A 16,326-nucleotide genomic window follows, 5' to 3' on the forward strand; every position below is an offset into this window, starting at 1 on the left:
CATGTTTCATAAAGATTAGTCTTTATAAGAACACTTTATTTTGTTAAGTTCATAGCACTTTCAATATCAGCAATTGAAGTTGGCATATTATTATCTTCTTCAGAAGCAGTAATAATTGGGTCTGCAACGACCTTACCTGCAATTTCTTGATATTGCTTCATTCCAGTACCAGCTGGAATTAGCTTACCAATAATAACATTTTCCTTCAAACCAACAAGTGGATCGTTCTTACCGCGAATAGCAGCATCAGTCAAGACACGTGTTGTTTCCTGGAATGATGCAGCTGACAAGAATGAGTTAGTTTCCAATGAGGCCTTTGTAATACCAAGCAAAACAGGACGACCTGTTGCAGGCAAACCACCCTTAAGCAAGGTACCTTCATTAGCATCACGGAATTGTGCAATATCCATCAAAGTACCTGGCAATAGATCTGTTTCACCTGGATCCATGACACGAACCTTACGCAACATCTGACGAGCCATAACTTCGATGTGCTTGTCAGAAATCTCAACACCTTGCATACGGTAAACCTTTTGTACTTCAAGCACAATATAGTTTTCCGTTGCTAATGTATCACGAACTTGGATAATTTCCTTAGGATCAGCAGAACCTTCATTCAACGTCTCACCACGGTGAATATGATCACCTTCACCAACACGCATACGTGATGACATAGGCAAAGTGTAAGTACGAGTATCTGTCTCACCTTGGATAGTTACTTCCTTAGTACGATCAGCAGGGTTTTCTTCGATAGTTGTTACTTCACCAGTAACTTCAGTAATCATCGCACGACCCTTAGGGTTACGTGCTTCAAAGATTTCTTGCACACGAGGAAGACCTTGTGTAATATCGTTTCCGGCAACACCACCCGTGTGGAACGTACGCATCGTCAATTGCGTACCTGGCTCACCGATTGATTGTGCAGCAACAGTACCCACAGCTTCACCAACTTCAACAACATCACCAGTAGCCATATTACGGCCGTAGCAACGAACACAAACTCCGTGTTCAGTGTTGCAAGTAAATGCTGAACGAATTGTAACAGTTGTAATACCAGCTTCGACAATGCGCTTTGCGATATCTTCTGTAATCATCTCGTTATGACCAACCAACTTATCACCAGTTTGTGGATCAAAGACTGACTTTTGAGCATAACGACCCAAGATACGTTCGTACAATGATTCGATTACTTCATTACCATTCATAATGGCTGAAACATCCAAGCCACGGTCACTACCACAGTCATCTTCACGGATAATAACATCTTGTGCCACATCAACCAAACGACGTGTCATGTAACCTGAATCGGCAGTCTTTAGCGCCGTGTCGGTCATTCCCTTACGAGCACCGTGAGTTGAGAAGAACATTTCCAAAACAGATAGTCCCTCACGGAAGTTGGCGATAATAGGTAGTTCCATGATACGACCATTAGGTGCTGCCATCAATCCACGCATACCAGCCAATTGTGTAAAGTTAGAAATGTTACCACGTGCTCCAGAATCAGACATCATGAAGATGTTGTTATCTGGTTCGAAGTGTTCAATTAGCTTTTCAGTAATGTCATCCTTAGCCTTATTCCAAATAGCAATAACACGTTCATAACGTTCTGAATCGGTAATCAATCCACGACGGAATTGTTTTGTAACAGTTGCAACTTGCTTGTGAGCATCTTCAATAATTTCTGGTTTTTCTTTCAAGTCAGTAACGTCAGAAACTCCCACCGTCAAACCAGACTTTGTTGACTCATCGTAACCCAAGTCCTTCATACGGTCCAACAACAATGATGTTTCTGTAACCTTGTAAATCTTATATACTTCGGCAATGATGTCTGACAAGTAACCCTTCTTAAATGGTGGCAAGATTGGTGTTTCAGCGTAACGTGCCTTAATATCCTCACCTGGCTCCAAGAAGAAACGGTTGTCAATTTCGTGTAGATTTGCTTCTGTTGGCTCATTCAAGTATGGGAAATCTACTGGCAAGATATCATTAAAGAATAGCTTTCCAACAGAAGTCATCATAATGCGTGAACGTTGTTCAGCAGTAAATGGCTTTTCAGCAGGTAATGAAGCTGTTTGAATACCAATACGTGTGTGCAAGTGCACATACTTGTTTTGGTAAGCTGTACGAACTTCGTTAAGATCCTTAAAGATCATTCCTTCACCTTCACGACCAGCTTCTTCAGTCGTTAGGTAATAGTTACCGATAACCATGTCCTGTGATGGCGCCACGATAGGCTTTCCATCTTTAGGTGCCAAAATGTGGCCCGCAGCTAACATTAGCAAACGTGCTTCAGCCTGTGCTTCATCTGATAGTGGGACGTGAATAGCCATTTGGTCCCCATCAAAGTCGGCATTATAAGCTTCAGTTACCAATGGGTGTAGACGCATTGCCTTACCAGAAACTAATACTGGCTCGAATGCTTGAATACCCAAACGGTGCAACGTTGGTGCACGGTTCAATAGAACTGGGTGCTCCTTGATAACATCTTCCAAAACATCCATAACATCTTCATCATGACGATCAATCTTACGCTTAGCGGCACGAATATTACCTGCCAAATCGCGTTTAACCAATTCCTTCATAATAAATGGGCGGAACAATTCCATTGCCATTGGGCGTGGTAGTCCCATTTGGTTCATCTTCAAGAAAGGACCAACGTCGATAACTGAACGACCAGAGTAATCAACACGCTTACCAAGCAAGTTTTGACGGAAACGTCCTTGCTTACCCTTAAGCATGTGTGATAGTGACTTTAATGGACGATTACCAGGACCAGTAACTGGACGACCACGACGACCATTATCAACCAAAGCATCAGCTGCTTCTTGCAACATACGCTTTTCGTTTTGCACGATAATACCAGGAGCATTTAGCTCTAGCAAACGCTTTAAACGGTTATTTCGGTTAATAACACGACGGTACAAATCATTCAAATCTGAAGTGGCAAAACGACCACCTTCAAGTTGAACCATAGGGCGTAAGTCAGGTGGGATAATTGGAATAACATCCATAACCATCCACTCTGGCTTGTTACCAGACTTTACAAACGCTTCGATGATGTCCAAACGACGAACAGCACGGACACGCTTTTGACCAGTTGCTTCACGCAATTGTGCCTTTAGTTCTGTAACTTCTTCTTCCAAGTCAACATTTGATAACAAGGTTTGGACAGCTTCAGCACCCATACCAGCTTCAAAAGCATTACCATATTCAGACTTTAATTGACGATACTCACGTTCTGATAGCAATTGCTTTTCAGTTAGTGATGTATCCCCTGGCTTAGTAACAACGTATGAAGCAAAGTAAATAACTTCTTCAAGTGAACGTGGTGACATGTCCAAAACGAGTCCCATACGTGATGGGATACCCTTGAAATACCAGATATGTGATACTGGTGCAGCCAACTCAATGTGACCCATGCGCTCACGACGAACCTTAGCTGAGGTTACTTCAACCCCACAACGGTCACAAACAATGCCCTTATAACGGATACGCTTGTACTTTCCACAAGCACATTCATAATCTTTTGTAGGTCCGAAGATACGTTCATCGAAAAGACCATCTTTTTCAGGCTTAAGTGTACGGTAGTTGATTGTCTCAGGCTTTTTTACTTCACCGTAAGACCAGCTGCGAATCTTATCTGGGCTTGCCAGACCGATTTGCATACTTTCAAACTTATTGACATCGATCAATTGTTCGACCCCTTTCATAGGTTCTTTATACAATTCCGACCCAAAACTTCACTAGGCTTGTCCTTAGTATGCCGATTATTAACACAATACCCTTCACACTAAGCACAAGCCTAGCAAAAACTAGGTCGGCTACACTTTATTTAAATTTTATTTAGTACTATCAGTTGTATTAGCAACACTATTTGAATTAGCTGCTGATGTATTTGTACCGTCAGCATTAAATTCTTGGGCTAATTGGTCAGTCTTTTGACCAGCTGTTTCAACGTTTAGCACTGAATCATCCTCATCCATATCACGCAATTCAATTTCGCGCTCTTCGGCGTCCAAGACCTTCATGTCCAAACCAAGTGCTTGTAATTCTTTAACCAACACACGGAATGATTCAGGAACACCTGGCTTAGGAATTTGTTCACCCTTAACAATGGCTTCATAAGTCTTAACACGACCGACAACGTCGTCAGACTTGTACGTTAAGATTTCCTGCAATGTATGTGCAGCACCATAAGCTTCAAGGGCCCAAACTTCCATTTCTCCGAAACGCTGTCCACCGAATTGTGCTTTACCACCAAGTGGTTGTTGCGTAACTAATGAGTAAGGTCCGATTGAACGGGCGTGAATTTTATCATCAACCATGTGTGCTAGCTTCATGTAGTGCATGATACCAACAGACACACGCTTATCAAAGGCTTCACCAGTACGACCATCATAAAGGATTGACTTTCCATCGGCTGGCAAACCAGCTTCTTGAATAGCATCCCAGATATCTGTGTCACGTGCCCCATCAAAGACAGGTGATGCAACGTGGATACCTAGTTCACGAGCAGCCATACCTAAGTGTAATTCAAGCACTTGTCCAATGTTCATACGTGAAGGAACACCCATTGGTGACAACATAATGTCAATTGGTGTACCATCTGGCATGAATGGCATATCTTCAGAAGGAACAATAACTGAAACAGTACCCTTGTTACCGTGACGTCCGGCCATCTTGTCACCAACTTGGATCTTACGACGTTGGGCAATGTAGACACGAACCATCATATTAACACCAGGTGACAATTCATCACCATTTTCACGAGTGAAGATACGGACGTCTTGAACGACACCGCCACCACCGTGAGGTACCTTTAATGAAGTGTCACGTACTTCACGTGCTTTTTCACCAAAGATAGCATGTAGCAAACGCTCTTCAGCTGATAGTTCAGTTACACCCTTAGGCGTTACCTTACCAACCAAAATATCACCGTCTTCTACTTCAGCACCAATACGAATAATTCCTCGTTCATCCAAATTCTTCAATTGGTCTTCACCAGTATTTGGAATTTCACGTGTAAATTCTTCAGGGCCAAGCTTTGTATCACGAGCCTCTGATTCGTATTCTTCAATGTGAATTGATGTATAAACATCATCACGAATCAAACGCTCATTAATAATGATGGCGTCCTCGAAGTTATATCCTTGCCAAGTCATGAAGGCAATCAACGGGTTTTGTCCCAAGGCCAATTCACCTTGCTCCATTGATGGTCCGTCAGCTAATACTTCATCAGCATCAACAGCATCCCCAACCTTAACAATTGGTCGTTGGTTATAATTCTTACCTGCGTTTGAACGACGGAACTTCATCAAAGCATACTTATCTAATGAACCATCTTCACGACGAACACGGATTTCACGGCCATCAACATATTCAACAATACCTGGATACTTTGAAATAATCGCAACACCCGCATCATGCGCAGCCTTGTATTCAATACCAGTACCAATTAATGGTGCATGTGGATCAACCAAAGGAACTGCTTGACGTTGCATGTTGGCACCCATCAAAGCACGATTTGAGTCATCGTTTTCCAAGAAAGGAATAGCTGCTGTGGCAACAGCAACAATTTGCTTAGGAGAAACGTCCATGTAGTCAACTTGATCAATTGGTACTTCAACGTTGACATCACTCTTACGTGCCAAAACAGTGTCAGTAGCAAACGAACCATCATCATTTAAGACAGAATTTCCTTGTGCAACCACAAAGTTATCTTCTTCATTAGCTGTTAAGTAGTCAATACGGTCAGTAACCTTGTGTGTATCCCAATCAACACGACGATATGGTGTTTCAATGAAACCATACTTATTAACACGTCCGTAAGTGGCCAATGAATTAATCAACCCAATGTTAGGTCCTTCAGGTGTTTCGATTGGATCCATACGACCATAGTGCGTATAGTGAACGTCTCGAACTTCATAACCGGCACGATCACGAGTCAAACCACCAGGTCCAAGAGCTGATAAACGACGCTTGTTAGTTAATTCACCCAATGGGTTTGTTTGGTCCATGAATTGTGACAATTGTGATGAACCAAAGAATTCCTTAACAGCTGCAACAACAGGACGAATATTAATCAATTGTTGTGGTGTTACTGTATCAGGATCTTGAATTGACATACGTTCGCGTACAACACGTTCCATACGGCTCAAACCGATTCGGAATGTATTTTGTAGCAATTCACCAACACGGCGGATACGACGGTTACCCAAGTGGTCAATATCATCAGTTGAACCGATGCCTAATGGCAAGTTTAAGAAGTGGTTCATACCGGCAATAATGTCAGCTGGCTTAACTGTTCGAATCTTTGGATCAAATTGACCGTTACCAATAACTGGCAAAGTCTTTTCAGGATCTTCTGGATTTTCAACTAAGATTGTTTGCAAAACCATTGGTTCCGTTACGACAGCATCATCAGATGGTGTAAAAGTCGTACGTTTGAAATCATCACGATCCAAGTAAGGTGACAAAACTGACATAACTTGCTTGTCAATGACAGTACCCTTTGTCGCAATAATCTCACCAGTATCAGGATCAGCCAGTGTTTCACCCAATGTCAAGCCCATCAAACGTGATTTCAATGATAGCTTCTTGTTAATCTTGTAACGACCAACAGGTGCTAAGTCATAACGCTTTGGGTCAAAGAAACGAGCGGTCAACAATGCACGTGCTGAATCAGCAGTCTTAGGCTCACCTGGACGAAGACGCTCATAGATGTCCTTCAAGGCCTCTTCTACACGTGAATCCTCAATGACCTTGTGTACATCTTTGTCTAATGTTAATGAAATTGAATCATATTGATCACCAAGCATTTGTAGGATTTCAGAATCTGAACCGTAACCCAATGCACGTACCAATTCAGTAATTGGCAACTTACGGGTACGATCAATACGAACATAGCTAAGACCCTTAGCATCCGTTTCAAATTCTAGCCAAGCACCACGACTTGGAATGAAAGTCGTACCAAAGTTTGGACGACCATTCTTGTCTAATTCTTCGTTATAGTACACACCAGGAGAACGTACTAATTGTGAAACGATAACACGTTCAGCACCATTAATAATAAAAGTTCCTGCTGGTGTCATCAATGGGAAATCACCAAAGAAAACATCTTGTGATTTAATTTCGCCAGTTTCTTGATTTGTTAAACGCAACGTAACGTGCAATGGTGCTGAATAATTAGCATCATGATTACGTGCTTCTTCTACTGTGTACTTAGGCTCCATGAGCTTATAGTCCACAAATTCTAGAGACAACTTACCTTGGAAATCTTCGATTGGCAAAATGTCCATAAACATTTCACGTAATCCTTCATCCAAAAACCAGTTGTATGAGTCCGTTTGAATTTCGATTAAGTTAGGCAAATCAAGAACTTCTTTGATTCGAGCATAACTACGACGAACACGGTGTTTACCATACTTTACAAGCGTTCCTACCAAGTTTTCCACCTCGCTTTGAATTGGCCAACTGTGCATCCAGTTTATTACAGTTTGTTTACAATTTCTGTTTTATACCGGTTTTTAAGTGCAAAAAAGACAACAGCATCCCCGTAATTGAAAATGCTCTTGTCGTTGCTATGCAGGCTTTCAGGGACAATATTTCCTGTCAGCCATTGTTTTATACACAATTAAACTATTATTAAGTATACAAGAAAAAGTAAGCATTAGCAAGAAAAAGACTTCTTGTCAACGCTTACTTTTTAAATTTAACCTGACACAGTTGCAGTGTCTTGTTTTAGTGGTTTAACACTAATCTTAATTTCACCATTTTTAGCACCAACTGTCACCTGATCATTAATCGTAATCTTACCAAGCAATAGTTCTTCTGAAAGCGCATCTTCAACCTTTGATTGTAATGCGCGACGAATTGGACGGGCACCAAACTCTGGGTCAAAACCAGCTTTGGCAACAACATTCATTGCTGCAGGCGTCATTTTAATATTAAAGCCTTGCTCACTAATGCGTTGCAAAACTGATTTAGCCATCAGCTTAACAATTTGATGTAATTCATCCTTATTTAGCGAACGGAATACAACCATTTCATCCAAACGATTAACAAATTCAGGACGGAATGTTTCTTTAACCGTCTTCATAATCGTATCACGCATTGCATCGTAATTAGCTGATTTATCAATTGCACCAAAGCCAACTGACTTTTCATCACGTAGACGTGTTGCACCTAAATTAGATGTCATAATAATGATTGTATTTCTAAAATCAACTTTACGACCCTTAGCATCTGTCATATAGCCATCATCAAAAACTTGTAACATCAAGTTATAAATATCTGGGTGTGCCTTTTCAGCCTCATCTAGTAAGACAACTGAATATGGATGGCGGCGAACCTTTTCCGTTAACTGGCCACCTTCCTCATATCCAACATAACCTGGTGCTGATCCAACCAGACGACTTGCAGAATATGCTTCGCGATACTCTGACATATCGACCCGAATCATGTTATCTTCTGAGCCAAATACTGCTTCAGCCAAAGCCTTTGCTAATTCAGTTTTTCCCGTTCCAGTAGGCCCTAAGAACAAGAACGTACCGATTGGCCGTTGTGGATCTTTCAAACCAGACCGAGCACGACGAATAGAACGTGCAATTGCTGAAACAGCTTCATTTTGGCCAATCACACGATTGTGCAACACCTTTTCTAGATTAACCAAACGCTCTTGTTCTGATTTTTCCATTTGTGTCAATGGCACACCTGTTTGTTCAGAAACTACTTGGGCAATATCATGAACTGACAACGTTAAATCATATTGCTCATTCGCTTGATTGTCATTTTGTTCATCAAGCAATTTATCAATTTGACGCTTTTGACGCATCTCCTTCTTACGATATTCAGCAGCTAATTCAAAATTCAACTGTTCAATTGCTTCATCTTTCGCTTGACGCAAAACCAACAACTTTTCTTGTTGCTTAGCAACTGGCGTTTGATGCCCAACACGATCGATACGAACTTTAGCAGCAGCTTCATCCATAATATCAATCGCCTTATCAGGCAAGAAGCGATCCGTTACATAACGTACTGAAAGTTTTACCGCTTCAACAATTGTCTCATCTGGAATTGACACTTGATGATGTTGTTCATAGCGTGGCTTTAGCCCTTTCAAAATCTCAATTGCATCTGATTGCGTTGGTTCTTCAACGCTAACCTGTGCAAAACGGCGTTCCAAGGCAGCATCAGCTTCAATATACTTTTGATATTCATCCAACGTTGTCGCACCAATTGTTTGTAATTCACCACGAGCTAATGCTGGTTTCAAAATATTTGAAGCATCAATGGCACCTTCAGCACCACCAGCACCAATCAATGTATGTAACTCGTCAATAAAAAGAATTACCTGACCATCTCGTTGAATTTCCTCAATCACTTTTTTCAAACGATCTTCGAATTCACCACGATATTTCGTACCAGCAACTAGTGATCCCATATCAAGCATCATCAACCGCTTTTGGGTCATATCTGAAGGAACATCACCAGTGACGATACGTTGTGCTAATCCTTCTGCAATTGCCGTTTTTCCAACCCCAGGTTCACCAATTAAAACGGGATTGTTTTTAGTTCGACGTGACAAGATTTGAATGACCCGTTTAACTTCAGCTTCACGACCAACAACGGGGTCCATTTTATCATCACGTGCCAATTGCGTTAAATCACGTGCCAACGTATCCAACGTTGGTGTTCCTTCTGTTTCTGGTTGCTGGCCGCGTCGATTACGACGTGGGTCACGTTTTTTAGCAACATCTTTAACGCCTAGTTTACGCAACGTTGCCCGACGCATTTCAGCAGGACTAATATTTAAATTAGCTAAAATACGTGATGAAAAAATCGTTTCATCTGACAATAATGCCAACAGAAAATGTTCGGTTCCCGTTTGATCTTGATGTAATTGCTTAGCATTTTCATGAGCTAAACGCATCATATCAGAAGCCTTTGGTGAATATGGCAAGTAGGCACTTTTAGCATTTCTAGACAATGTGCCATAGCCCGTAAATTGTTCAATTTGACTTTTAATATCATCATCACTAACATCAAATTCTTGCAATACTTTGCTAGCAATACCTTCTTTTTCAATCGCTAACGCAAGCAATAGGTGTTCGGTACCAACTGCTTGATGTTTAAAATACTTTGCTTGTTCTTGTGCAACAACTAGGACATTTTTTGCACTTGGTGTATATTGATTATCCATATTAATTACGCTCGCTTTCAAACCGTAAACGGCTTAATAATTGTTGTAATAATCTTGCTCGTAACTGACCTTGAACAGTCACATCCCCGACGCTTAGTGTTTCTTTTGATAATAATGTCAAAATTAATTCACTTTCGTGGACGGTTAAAATTTGTTCACGACACAAGCTTGATATTACTGATGTTGCTGTTCTAAAGCTAACTATCTTTGGGAGTTGTTGTTTTATTTCTTCAATAAGGCGTGGTTCATTTCGTAATGCCATTTCAACAATCCGAATATAACCGCCACCACCGCGTTTTGATTCAACTAAATAACCATTTTCCGTATTAAAACGTGTTTTAATCACATAATTAATCTGCGATGGCACAACATTAAATCGTTGGGCAAGTTCAACACGGCGAATTTCAATTTCATGCGCCTGCTGTAAAATTTGCTTCAAGTATGTCTCAATATTATCAGACATATTTGAATCATTCATAACCAACACCCCCCTTTGACCAATATTGACATAATTATAGAACGCATTGCAACACAATGCCACTAAAACCCCATATTTTTTAAAATATTCAATGTCGTTTGCTTCACGTTTATTTGTTGACACAAAAACCACCAAGATTTCTCTTGATGGTTTTCAATTGATGCACCTAGAAGGATTCGAACCTTCAACCTTCTGATTCGTAGTCAGACACTCTATCCAGTTGCGCTATAGGTGCATATTAATTTTAAAGCTTCCCATTTGGAAGAAAGCGAACAACGGGATTCGAACCCGCGACCTCTACCATGGCAAGGTAGCGTTCTACCAGCTGAACTATATTCGCATGGGATGCCGACTACTGGATTCGAACCAGCGACCTCTTCATTACTAGTGAAGCGCTCTGCCAGCTGAGCTAAGTCGGCTTCTGTATCGATAAACGATATATGCGGATGACAGGAATCGAACCTGCACGCCCTAGGGGCACTGGAACCTAAATCCAGCGCGTCTGCCAGTTCCGCCACATCCGCAACAGACGTCAGTCGAATGTAACATCCGACAACTTTTATAGTATAGCTAATTATCAAACAAGTGTCAATACTTAATTTAAACTAATTAACTAGTGCCTCAAATTGAAAAAACAACCATCAGCTACTTACCACTCGATATATATTACTAGCTTTTGCATATTTTTGCAATTACTTTTTTAATATCTTTTATTTTATTATCCAATCAAATAAAAAAAGACTGACACGAATTGCTTCACGTTAGTCTTTAATCATCATTCTTTAAATTGTAGCTTCTGGAACAATTTGATCAGCGCCAAAATAAGGACGCAAAACTTCTGGAATTGTAACCGTTCCGTCTGCATTTTGATAATTTTCCAAAATAGCTGCAACAGTACGGCCAACTGCCAATCCAGAACCATTCAAAGTATGAACAAATTGTAATTTACCATTCTCATCACGATACTGAATTCGTGCCCGACGAGCTTGGAAAGCTTCTGTATTTGAGATAGAAGAAATCTCACGGTAAATATTTTGCTGTGGCATCCAAACTTCCACATCATATGTTTTAGCAGCAGAAAAGCCCATGTCTCCTGTTGATAAGGTAATCACGTGGTAAGGCAAGCCCAATTTTTGCAATAATGTTTCAGCATTAACCGTCATATCTTCCAATGCTTGATATGAATCTTCTGGCTTTGTAAACTTAACCATTTCAACCTTGTTAAACTGATGCATACGAATCAAACCACGCGTATCGCGACCAGCTGATCCCGCTTCTTGACGGAAAGCTGGTGACAACGCAGTCACACTATATGGTAATTTGTTATCATCAATAACTTCTTCACGGAAATAATTTGTTAGTGGCACTTCAGCCGTTGGAATTAACGTCATATCATCATTAGTACCAACACGGTATGCATCGTCCATAAACTTTGGATACTGACCAGTTCCATACATTGCCTCATTTTTAACAATGTATGGCGTAATCATTTCTTTATAACCTTCTTTTTGGTGTTCATCCAACATAAAGTTATAAACGGCACGTTCCAAACGGGCACCTTGACCAACGTAGTAGACAAAACGGGCACCGGAAACCTTCGCACCACGTTCAAAGTCTAAAATACCCAAATCTTCACCAATCTCAAAATGCGCTTTTGGCGCAAAGTCAAAGGTTGGAATCTCACCCCATTGACGTTCTTCGCGATTAGCCTCTTCATCAGCCCCAACAGGAATTGTATCATTTGGCAAATTAGGGAAATGCAAAGCACGGTTCTTAATTTGTTCATCCAATTTTACAACTTGTTCATCTAATGACTTAATTGTTGCTGAAACCTTTTGCATTTCAGCAATAACATCGCTAGCATCTTCTTTTTGACGTTTCTTTAAACCAATTTGGTCTGATACTGTATTACGACGTGCCTTTAATTCTTCAGTTTGCACTAACAATTCACGACGCTTAGCATCGTCAGCCACCAGTGCGTCAACTTCTTTAGGATCAACCCCACGAGTTGCCAAGCGTTCCTTTACTTGTTCCGTCTTTTGACGAATTATTTTCATATCTAGCATAATAATTCTCCTAATTATTTTTCAAACCTAGCGCTTTGATTTTATCATCAATCAATGCCAATACTTGGTTCGCAGCCTCAGCATCTGTTACAAAATCAAAACGATCACCATCAATACTCAATTTGGGCGAACGATCATAAGATTCAAACCATGCCACATATCGTTCATTTAAACTTTTATAGTAATTATACAATGATGGATCATTTTCAATTTGTTCATACTCGCGACCACGTTTTTTAATACGTTCTAACATCGTATCAAAGCTAACATGAATATAAATTAGCAAATCAGGTGTTTTGACAATCGCATCATCTGAAAAATCAACTTGCTCCATAATATTGTTTAACAAGTCACCATAAATTTGTACTTCAGTTTGGGTTGCTCTATCTAAATCAGCATTTAGCTTAAATAACAACAAATCTTCAAAGATAGATCGATCAATGACATTTAATTGGCTACCTTGTGCATCTCTGATGTTATCCAACCGCTTATTTAGAAAATAATTTTGTAACAAGAAACCATAACGCTTTGGGTCCTCGTAAAACAATGGCAAAATCGGATTATCATCAACGGATTCGTATAATGCTTCACTTCCTAAATGTTCTGCAAGCATCGTTGTTAAACTGGTCTTTCCGGCACCAATAGTTCCCGATAATACGATCATCCTGTTGTCCTACTTTCTTTAATCAATACTAGATTCTATTTTATCAAATTTTACGGTATCTAACACATCAAGTTTTAGGATATATAAAAATACACTAAAGGCCACCAAATTCTGTTCGAATTTGATGGCCTTCAATTAATCATTTATTACCAGTAACGGCATGAATACGATTAGCCGCACGTAACAAGGCAGTTTGGGCACGAACAATATCATCAGTCTCACTAGCAGCTATATGCTTCTCAGCACGTTCTTTAGCTCTCTTTGCTCGTTCAACATCAATGTCTTTCGCACGCTCTGCACTATCAGAAACTATTGTTAATTGATTATTCGAGAATTCACCAAATCCACCACTAATCGCGATAATTTCTTCTGAATCCGCCGCTTCATCAATTACCTTAAGTTCACTAATCTGCAACGCTGAAATAATAGGTGCATGTTGTGCCATAATTCCTTCTTCACCATTAGTTGTATCTAATACCACTAACGATGCAGTCTCATGCTCAAACACAACACCATTTGGCGTAACCACCTTAACATGTAGGGTGTGTTCACTCATTGCGCCGCCCCCTTTACTTAATCAGCCATTTTAGCTGCTTTGTCAACTACCTGTTCAATGACTCCAACATTACGGAATGCATCTTCAGGGTATTGATCGTACTTACCAGCCAAAATTTCTTTAAAACTGCGTACGGTTTCAGACAAAGGCACATACTCACCAGGTAAACCTGTAAATGTTTCGGCAACTGAGAATGGTTGTGATAAGAAGAATTGAATTCGACGAGCACGGTTAACAACCGTCTTTTCATCATCTGACAATTCATCCATTCCTAGAATAGAAATGATATCTTGTAATTCACGGTAACGTTGTAATGTCTGTTGTACTTCAGTTGCAACGTCATAGTGTTCTTGTCCAACAATTTCTGGCGCCAAGGCCGTTGATGTTGATGCCAATGGGTCCACCGCTGGATAGATACCTTGTTGCGTCAAAGAACGTTCCAAATTAGTAGTAGCATCCAAGTGTGCGAATGTTGTTGCAGGCGCAGGGTCGGTATAATCATCGGCCGGCACATAAACTGCTTGGATTGAAGTAACTGACCCCTTCTTAGTTGAAGTGATTCGTTCTTGTAATTGTCCCATTTCAGTAGCCAAAGTTGGTTGATATCCAACGGCTGAAGGAATACGACCTAACAAAGCTGACACTTCAGAACCAGCTTGCGTGAAACGGAAAATGTTATCGATAAACAACAACACATCTTGTCCATTAACATCACGGAAGTGCTCTGCAATTGTCAAACCTGTCAAAGCCACACGCATACGTGCACCAGGTGGCTCATTCATTTGACCATAGACCATGGCCGTTTGTTTCAAAACACCTGATCCTTGCATTTCGTAGTACATGTCATTACCTTCACGGGTACGCTCACCCACACCAGTAAACACAGAAATACCATTGTGACCTTGTGCGATATTATGAATCAATTCTTGAATCAATACCGTCTTACCAACACCAGCACCACCGAATAAACCAATCTTACCACCACGAACATATGGTGCTAAGAGGTCAATAACTTTGATACCAGTTTCTAAAATTTCTGTTGATGTTGACAATTCATCGTATGCAGGTGCATCACGGTGAATTGAATCACGTGGTACGTCATCTCCAAGTGCTTCACCACCATCAACTGGTTCTCCTAGCACATTAAACACACGACCTAACGTTTCTTCACCAACAGGGACACTGATTGACTTTCCAGTGTCTGTTACCGTCATTCCACGTTGCAATCCATCTGTTGAATCCATGGCAATCGTACGTACGACACCATCACCCAAAGACAAAGACACTTCAACTGTCAATGTCGTTTGATCACCCTTTTCAATAACCAACGCATTGTTAATATCTGGAATCTTTGTATCTGATGGAAAGGCAATGTCGACAACGGGGCCAATGACTTGAACAACTTGTCCGGTATTCATTGTCGTTTCCTTCCTTCGTTTGTATTAAATCTGATGCAAAAAGCTTTTAATTCAAAGCGGCCATTCCACCAGTAATTTCTGTAATTTCCGTCGTAATTGCACTCTGACGCGCCCGGTTATATTGTAAACCAAGTGAATCAATAATATCTTTGGCATTATCAGTTGCTGAAGACATCGCATTAGCTGATGCAGCATGTTCCGCAGTCTTTGCATCAAGAATAGCACCATAGACTAAACTTTCAGCATACTGTGGTAATACCACACCCAAAATTTGTTCAGACGATGGTTCCATCTCGTAATCAGCCGTTAACTTAGTATCATCTTTAGATTCTGCTAAATCGTCTGTTGAGACAGGTAGCATTTTTTCTAAGTGAACTTCATTAGAAATACGACTAACATAATGCTGATAACCAACAATTAATTCATCAAAGACTTCATTATCATACATCGTTGTCACAGTTTTAACGATTTCACGAACCTCATTAAAGGTTGGCACATCAGAAACACCGCGATACTCGTATGCAACGTCAAAACCACGTTTTTTAAAGAAATCAGCACCATTACCACCAACCGCTAAAATAACAACTTGATCAGTTCTTAATTGGCGTTCGGTAATTTGCGACATCAACTCTTTTAATAGAGTCGAATTATAACCACCAACTAAACCACGATCAGAAGATAGCACCAAAAAACCAACTTTTTCAACATCACGATGTTCAAGCAATGTTCCTGAAACATTATTGATGTGTGCAGTTGCCAAATGGGCCACAACGTCGTGTAAGGCTTCAGCGTACACCGTATATGAACCACCATGGCGCTGAATTTGGCTTAATTTAGCAGTGGATACCATTTGCATGGCACTCGTAATCTGACGTGTCTTTTTTGTTGAGGCAATGCGGCGTTGAATATCTTGTAAAGAAGCTGCCATTTATCGCCCCTCCTT

The 16,326-nt window shown here is 40.5% G+C and carries 8 protein-coding genes, 4 tRNA genes and 1 pseudogene; all 13 read right to left on the bottom strand.

Going from position 1 to position 16,326, the window contains the following annotated elements; all coding sequences use genetic code 11:
• Positions 1 to 35: 35 nt before the first annotated feature.
• Positions 36 to 3,692, bottom strand: a complete 3,657-nt coding sequence (gene rpoC, locus G7Y65_RS01340; RefSeq protein ID WP_137600457.1) for a DNA-directed RNA polymerase subunit beta' — start codon at positions 3,690 to 3,692, stop codon at positions 36 to 38.
• A 258-nt stretch (positions 3,693 to 3,950) separates the two neighbouring features.
• A pseudogene (gene rpoB / locus G7Y65_RS01345) lies at positions 3,951 to 7,454 on the bottom strand (DNA-directed RNA polymerase subunit beta); the annotation flags it as partial.
• A gap of 257 nt (positions 7,455 to 7,711) precedes the next feature.
• Complete coding sequence (locus tag G7Y65_RS01350; protein WP_042491935.1) at positions 7,712 to 10,201, bottom strand: ATP-dependent Clp protease ATP-binding subunit; 2,490 nt, start codon at positions 10,199 to 10,201, stop codon at positions 7,712 to 7,714.
• A gap of 1 nt (position 10,202) precedes the next feature.
• Entirely contained in the window at positions 10,203 to 10,679 is a 477-nt protein-coding gene (locus G7Y65_RS01355) for a CtsR family transcriptional regulator (RefSeq protein ID WP_141926927.1), read from the bottom strand.
• A 161-nt stretch (positions 10,680 to 10,840) separates the two neighbouring features.
• Positions 10,841 to 10,914: transfer RNA gene (locus G7Y65_RS01360), tRNA-Arg, on the bottom strand.
• Positions 10,915 to 10,946: 32 nt separating this feature from the next.
• A tRNA-Gly gene (locus G7Y65_RS01365) sits at positions 10,947 to 11,019 on the bottom strand.
• 6 nt (positions 11,020 to 11,025) lie between these two features.
• Positions 11,026 to 11,098, bottom strand: a tRNA-Thr gene (locus tag G7Y65_RS01370).
• 22 nt (positions 11,099 to 11,120) lie between these two features.
• Positions 11,121 to 11,203: transfer RNA gene (locus G7Y65_RS01375), tRNA-Leu, on the bottom strand.
• Between the two features lie 258 nt (positions 11,204 to 11,461).
• Entirely contained in the window at positions 11,462 to 12,745 is a 1,284-nt protein-coding gene (gene serS / locus G7Y65_RS01380) for a serine--tRNA ligase (protein WP_042491938.1), read from the bottom strand.
• A gap of 10 nt (positions 12,746 to 12,755) precedes the next feature.
• On the bottom strand, positions 12,756 to 13,409 hold the full coding sequence (locus G7Y65_RS01385) for a deoxynucleoside kinase (protein ID WP_042491940.1): 654 nt from the start codon (positions 13,407 to 13,409) through the stop codon (positions 12,756 to 12,758).
• Positions 13,410 to 13,548: 139 nt separating this feature from the next.
• The gene (locus G7Y65_RS01390) at positions 13,549 to 13,965 is read right to left on the bottom strand and encodes a F0F1 ATP synthase subunit epsilon (RefSeq protein ID WP_141926928.1); all 417 of its coding nucleotides are present in this window, start codon (positions 13,963 to 13,965) and stop codon (positions 13,549 to 13,551) included.
• A 17-nt stretch (positions 13,966 to 13,982) separates the two neighbouring features.
• Positions 13,983 to 15,383 (bottom strand): F0F1 ATP synthase subunit beta, encoded by a 1,401-nt coding sequence (atpD, locus tag G7Y65_RS01395; protein ID WP_042491943.1) that lies wholly within the window; start codon positions 15,381 to 15,383, stop codon positions 13,983 to 13,985.
• A gap of 46 nt (positions 15,384 to 15,429) precedes the next feature.
• The gene (locus tag G7Y65_RS01400; RefSeq protein WP_042491945.1) at positions 15,430 to 16,311 is read right to left on the bottom strand and encodes a F0F1 ATP synthase subunit gamma; all 882 of its coding nucleotides are present in this window, start codon (positions 16,309 to 16,311) and stop codon (positions 15,430 to 15,432) included.
• Positions 16,312 to 16,326 lie beyond the last annotated feature (15 nt).

The sequence above is a fragment of the Weissella sagaensis genome (assembly GCF_010306265.1).
Classification (GTDB): domain Bacteria; phylum Bacillota; class Bacilli; order Lactobacillales; family Lactobacillaceae; genus Weissella; species Weissella sagaensis.

Coding starts and splice junctions, on each gene's coding strand:
- G7Y65_RS01350 (WP_042491935.1), bottom strand. CDS start 10,201: ATGGATAATCAATATACACCAAGTGCAAAAAATGTCCTAGTTGTTGCA.
- G7Y65_RS01355 (WP_141926927.1), bottom strand. CDS start 10,679: ATGAATGATTCAAATATGTCTGATAATATTGAGACATACTTGAAGCAA.
- serS (WP_042491938.1), bottom strand. CDS start 12,745: ATGCTAGATATGAAAATAATTCGTCAAAAGACGGAACAAGTAAAGGAA.
- G7Y65_RS01385 (WP_042491940.1), bottom strand. CDS start 13,409: ATGATCGTATTATCGGGAACTATTGGTGCCGGAAAGACCAGTTTAACA.
- G7Y65_RS01390 (WP_141926928.1), bottom strand. CDS start 13,965: ATGAGTGAACACACCCTACATGTTAAGGTGGTTACGCCAAATGGTGTT.
- atpD (WP_042491943.1), bottom strand. CDS start 15,383: ATGAATACCGGACAAGTTGTTCAAGTCATTGGCCCCGTTGTCGACATT.
- G7Y65_RS01400 (WP_042491945.1), bottom strand. CDS start 16,311: ATGGCAGCTTCTTTACAAGATATTCAACGCCGCATTGCCTCAACAAAA.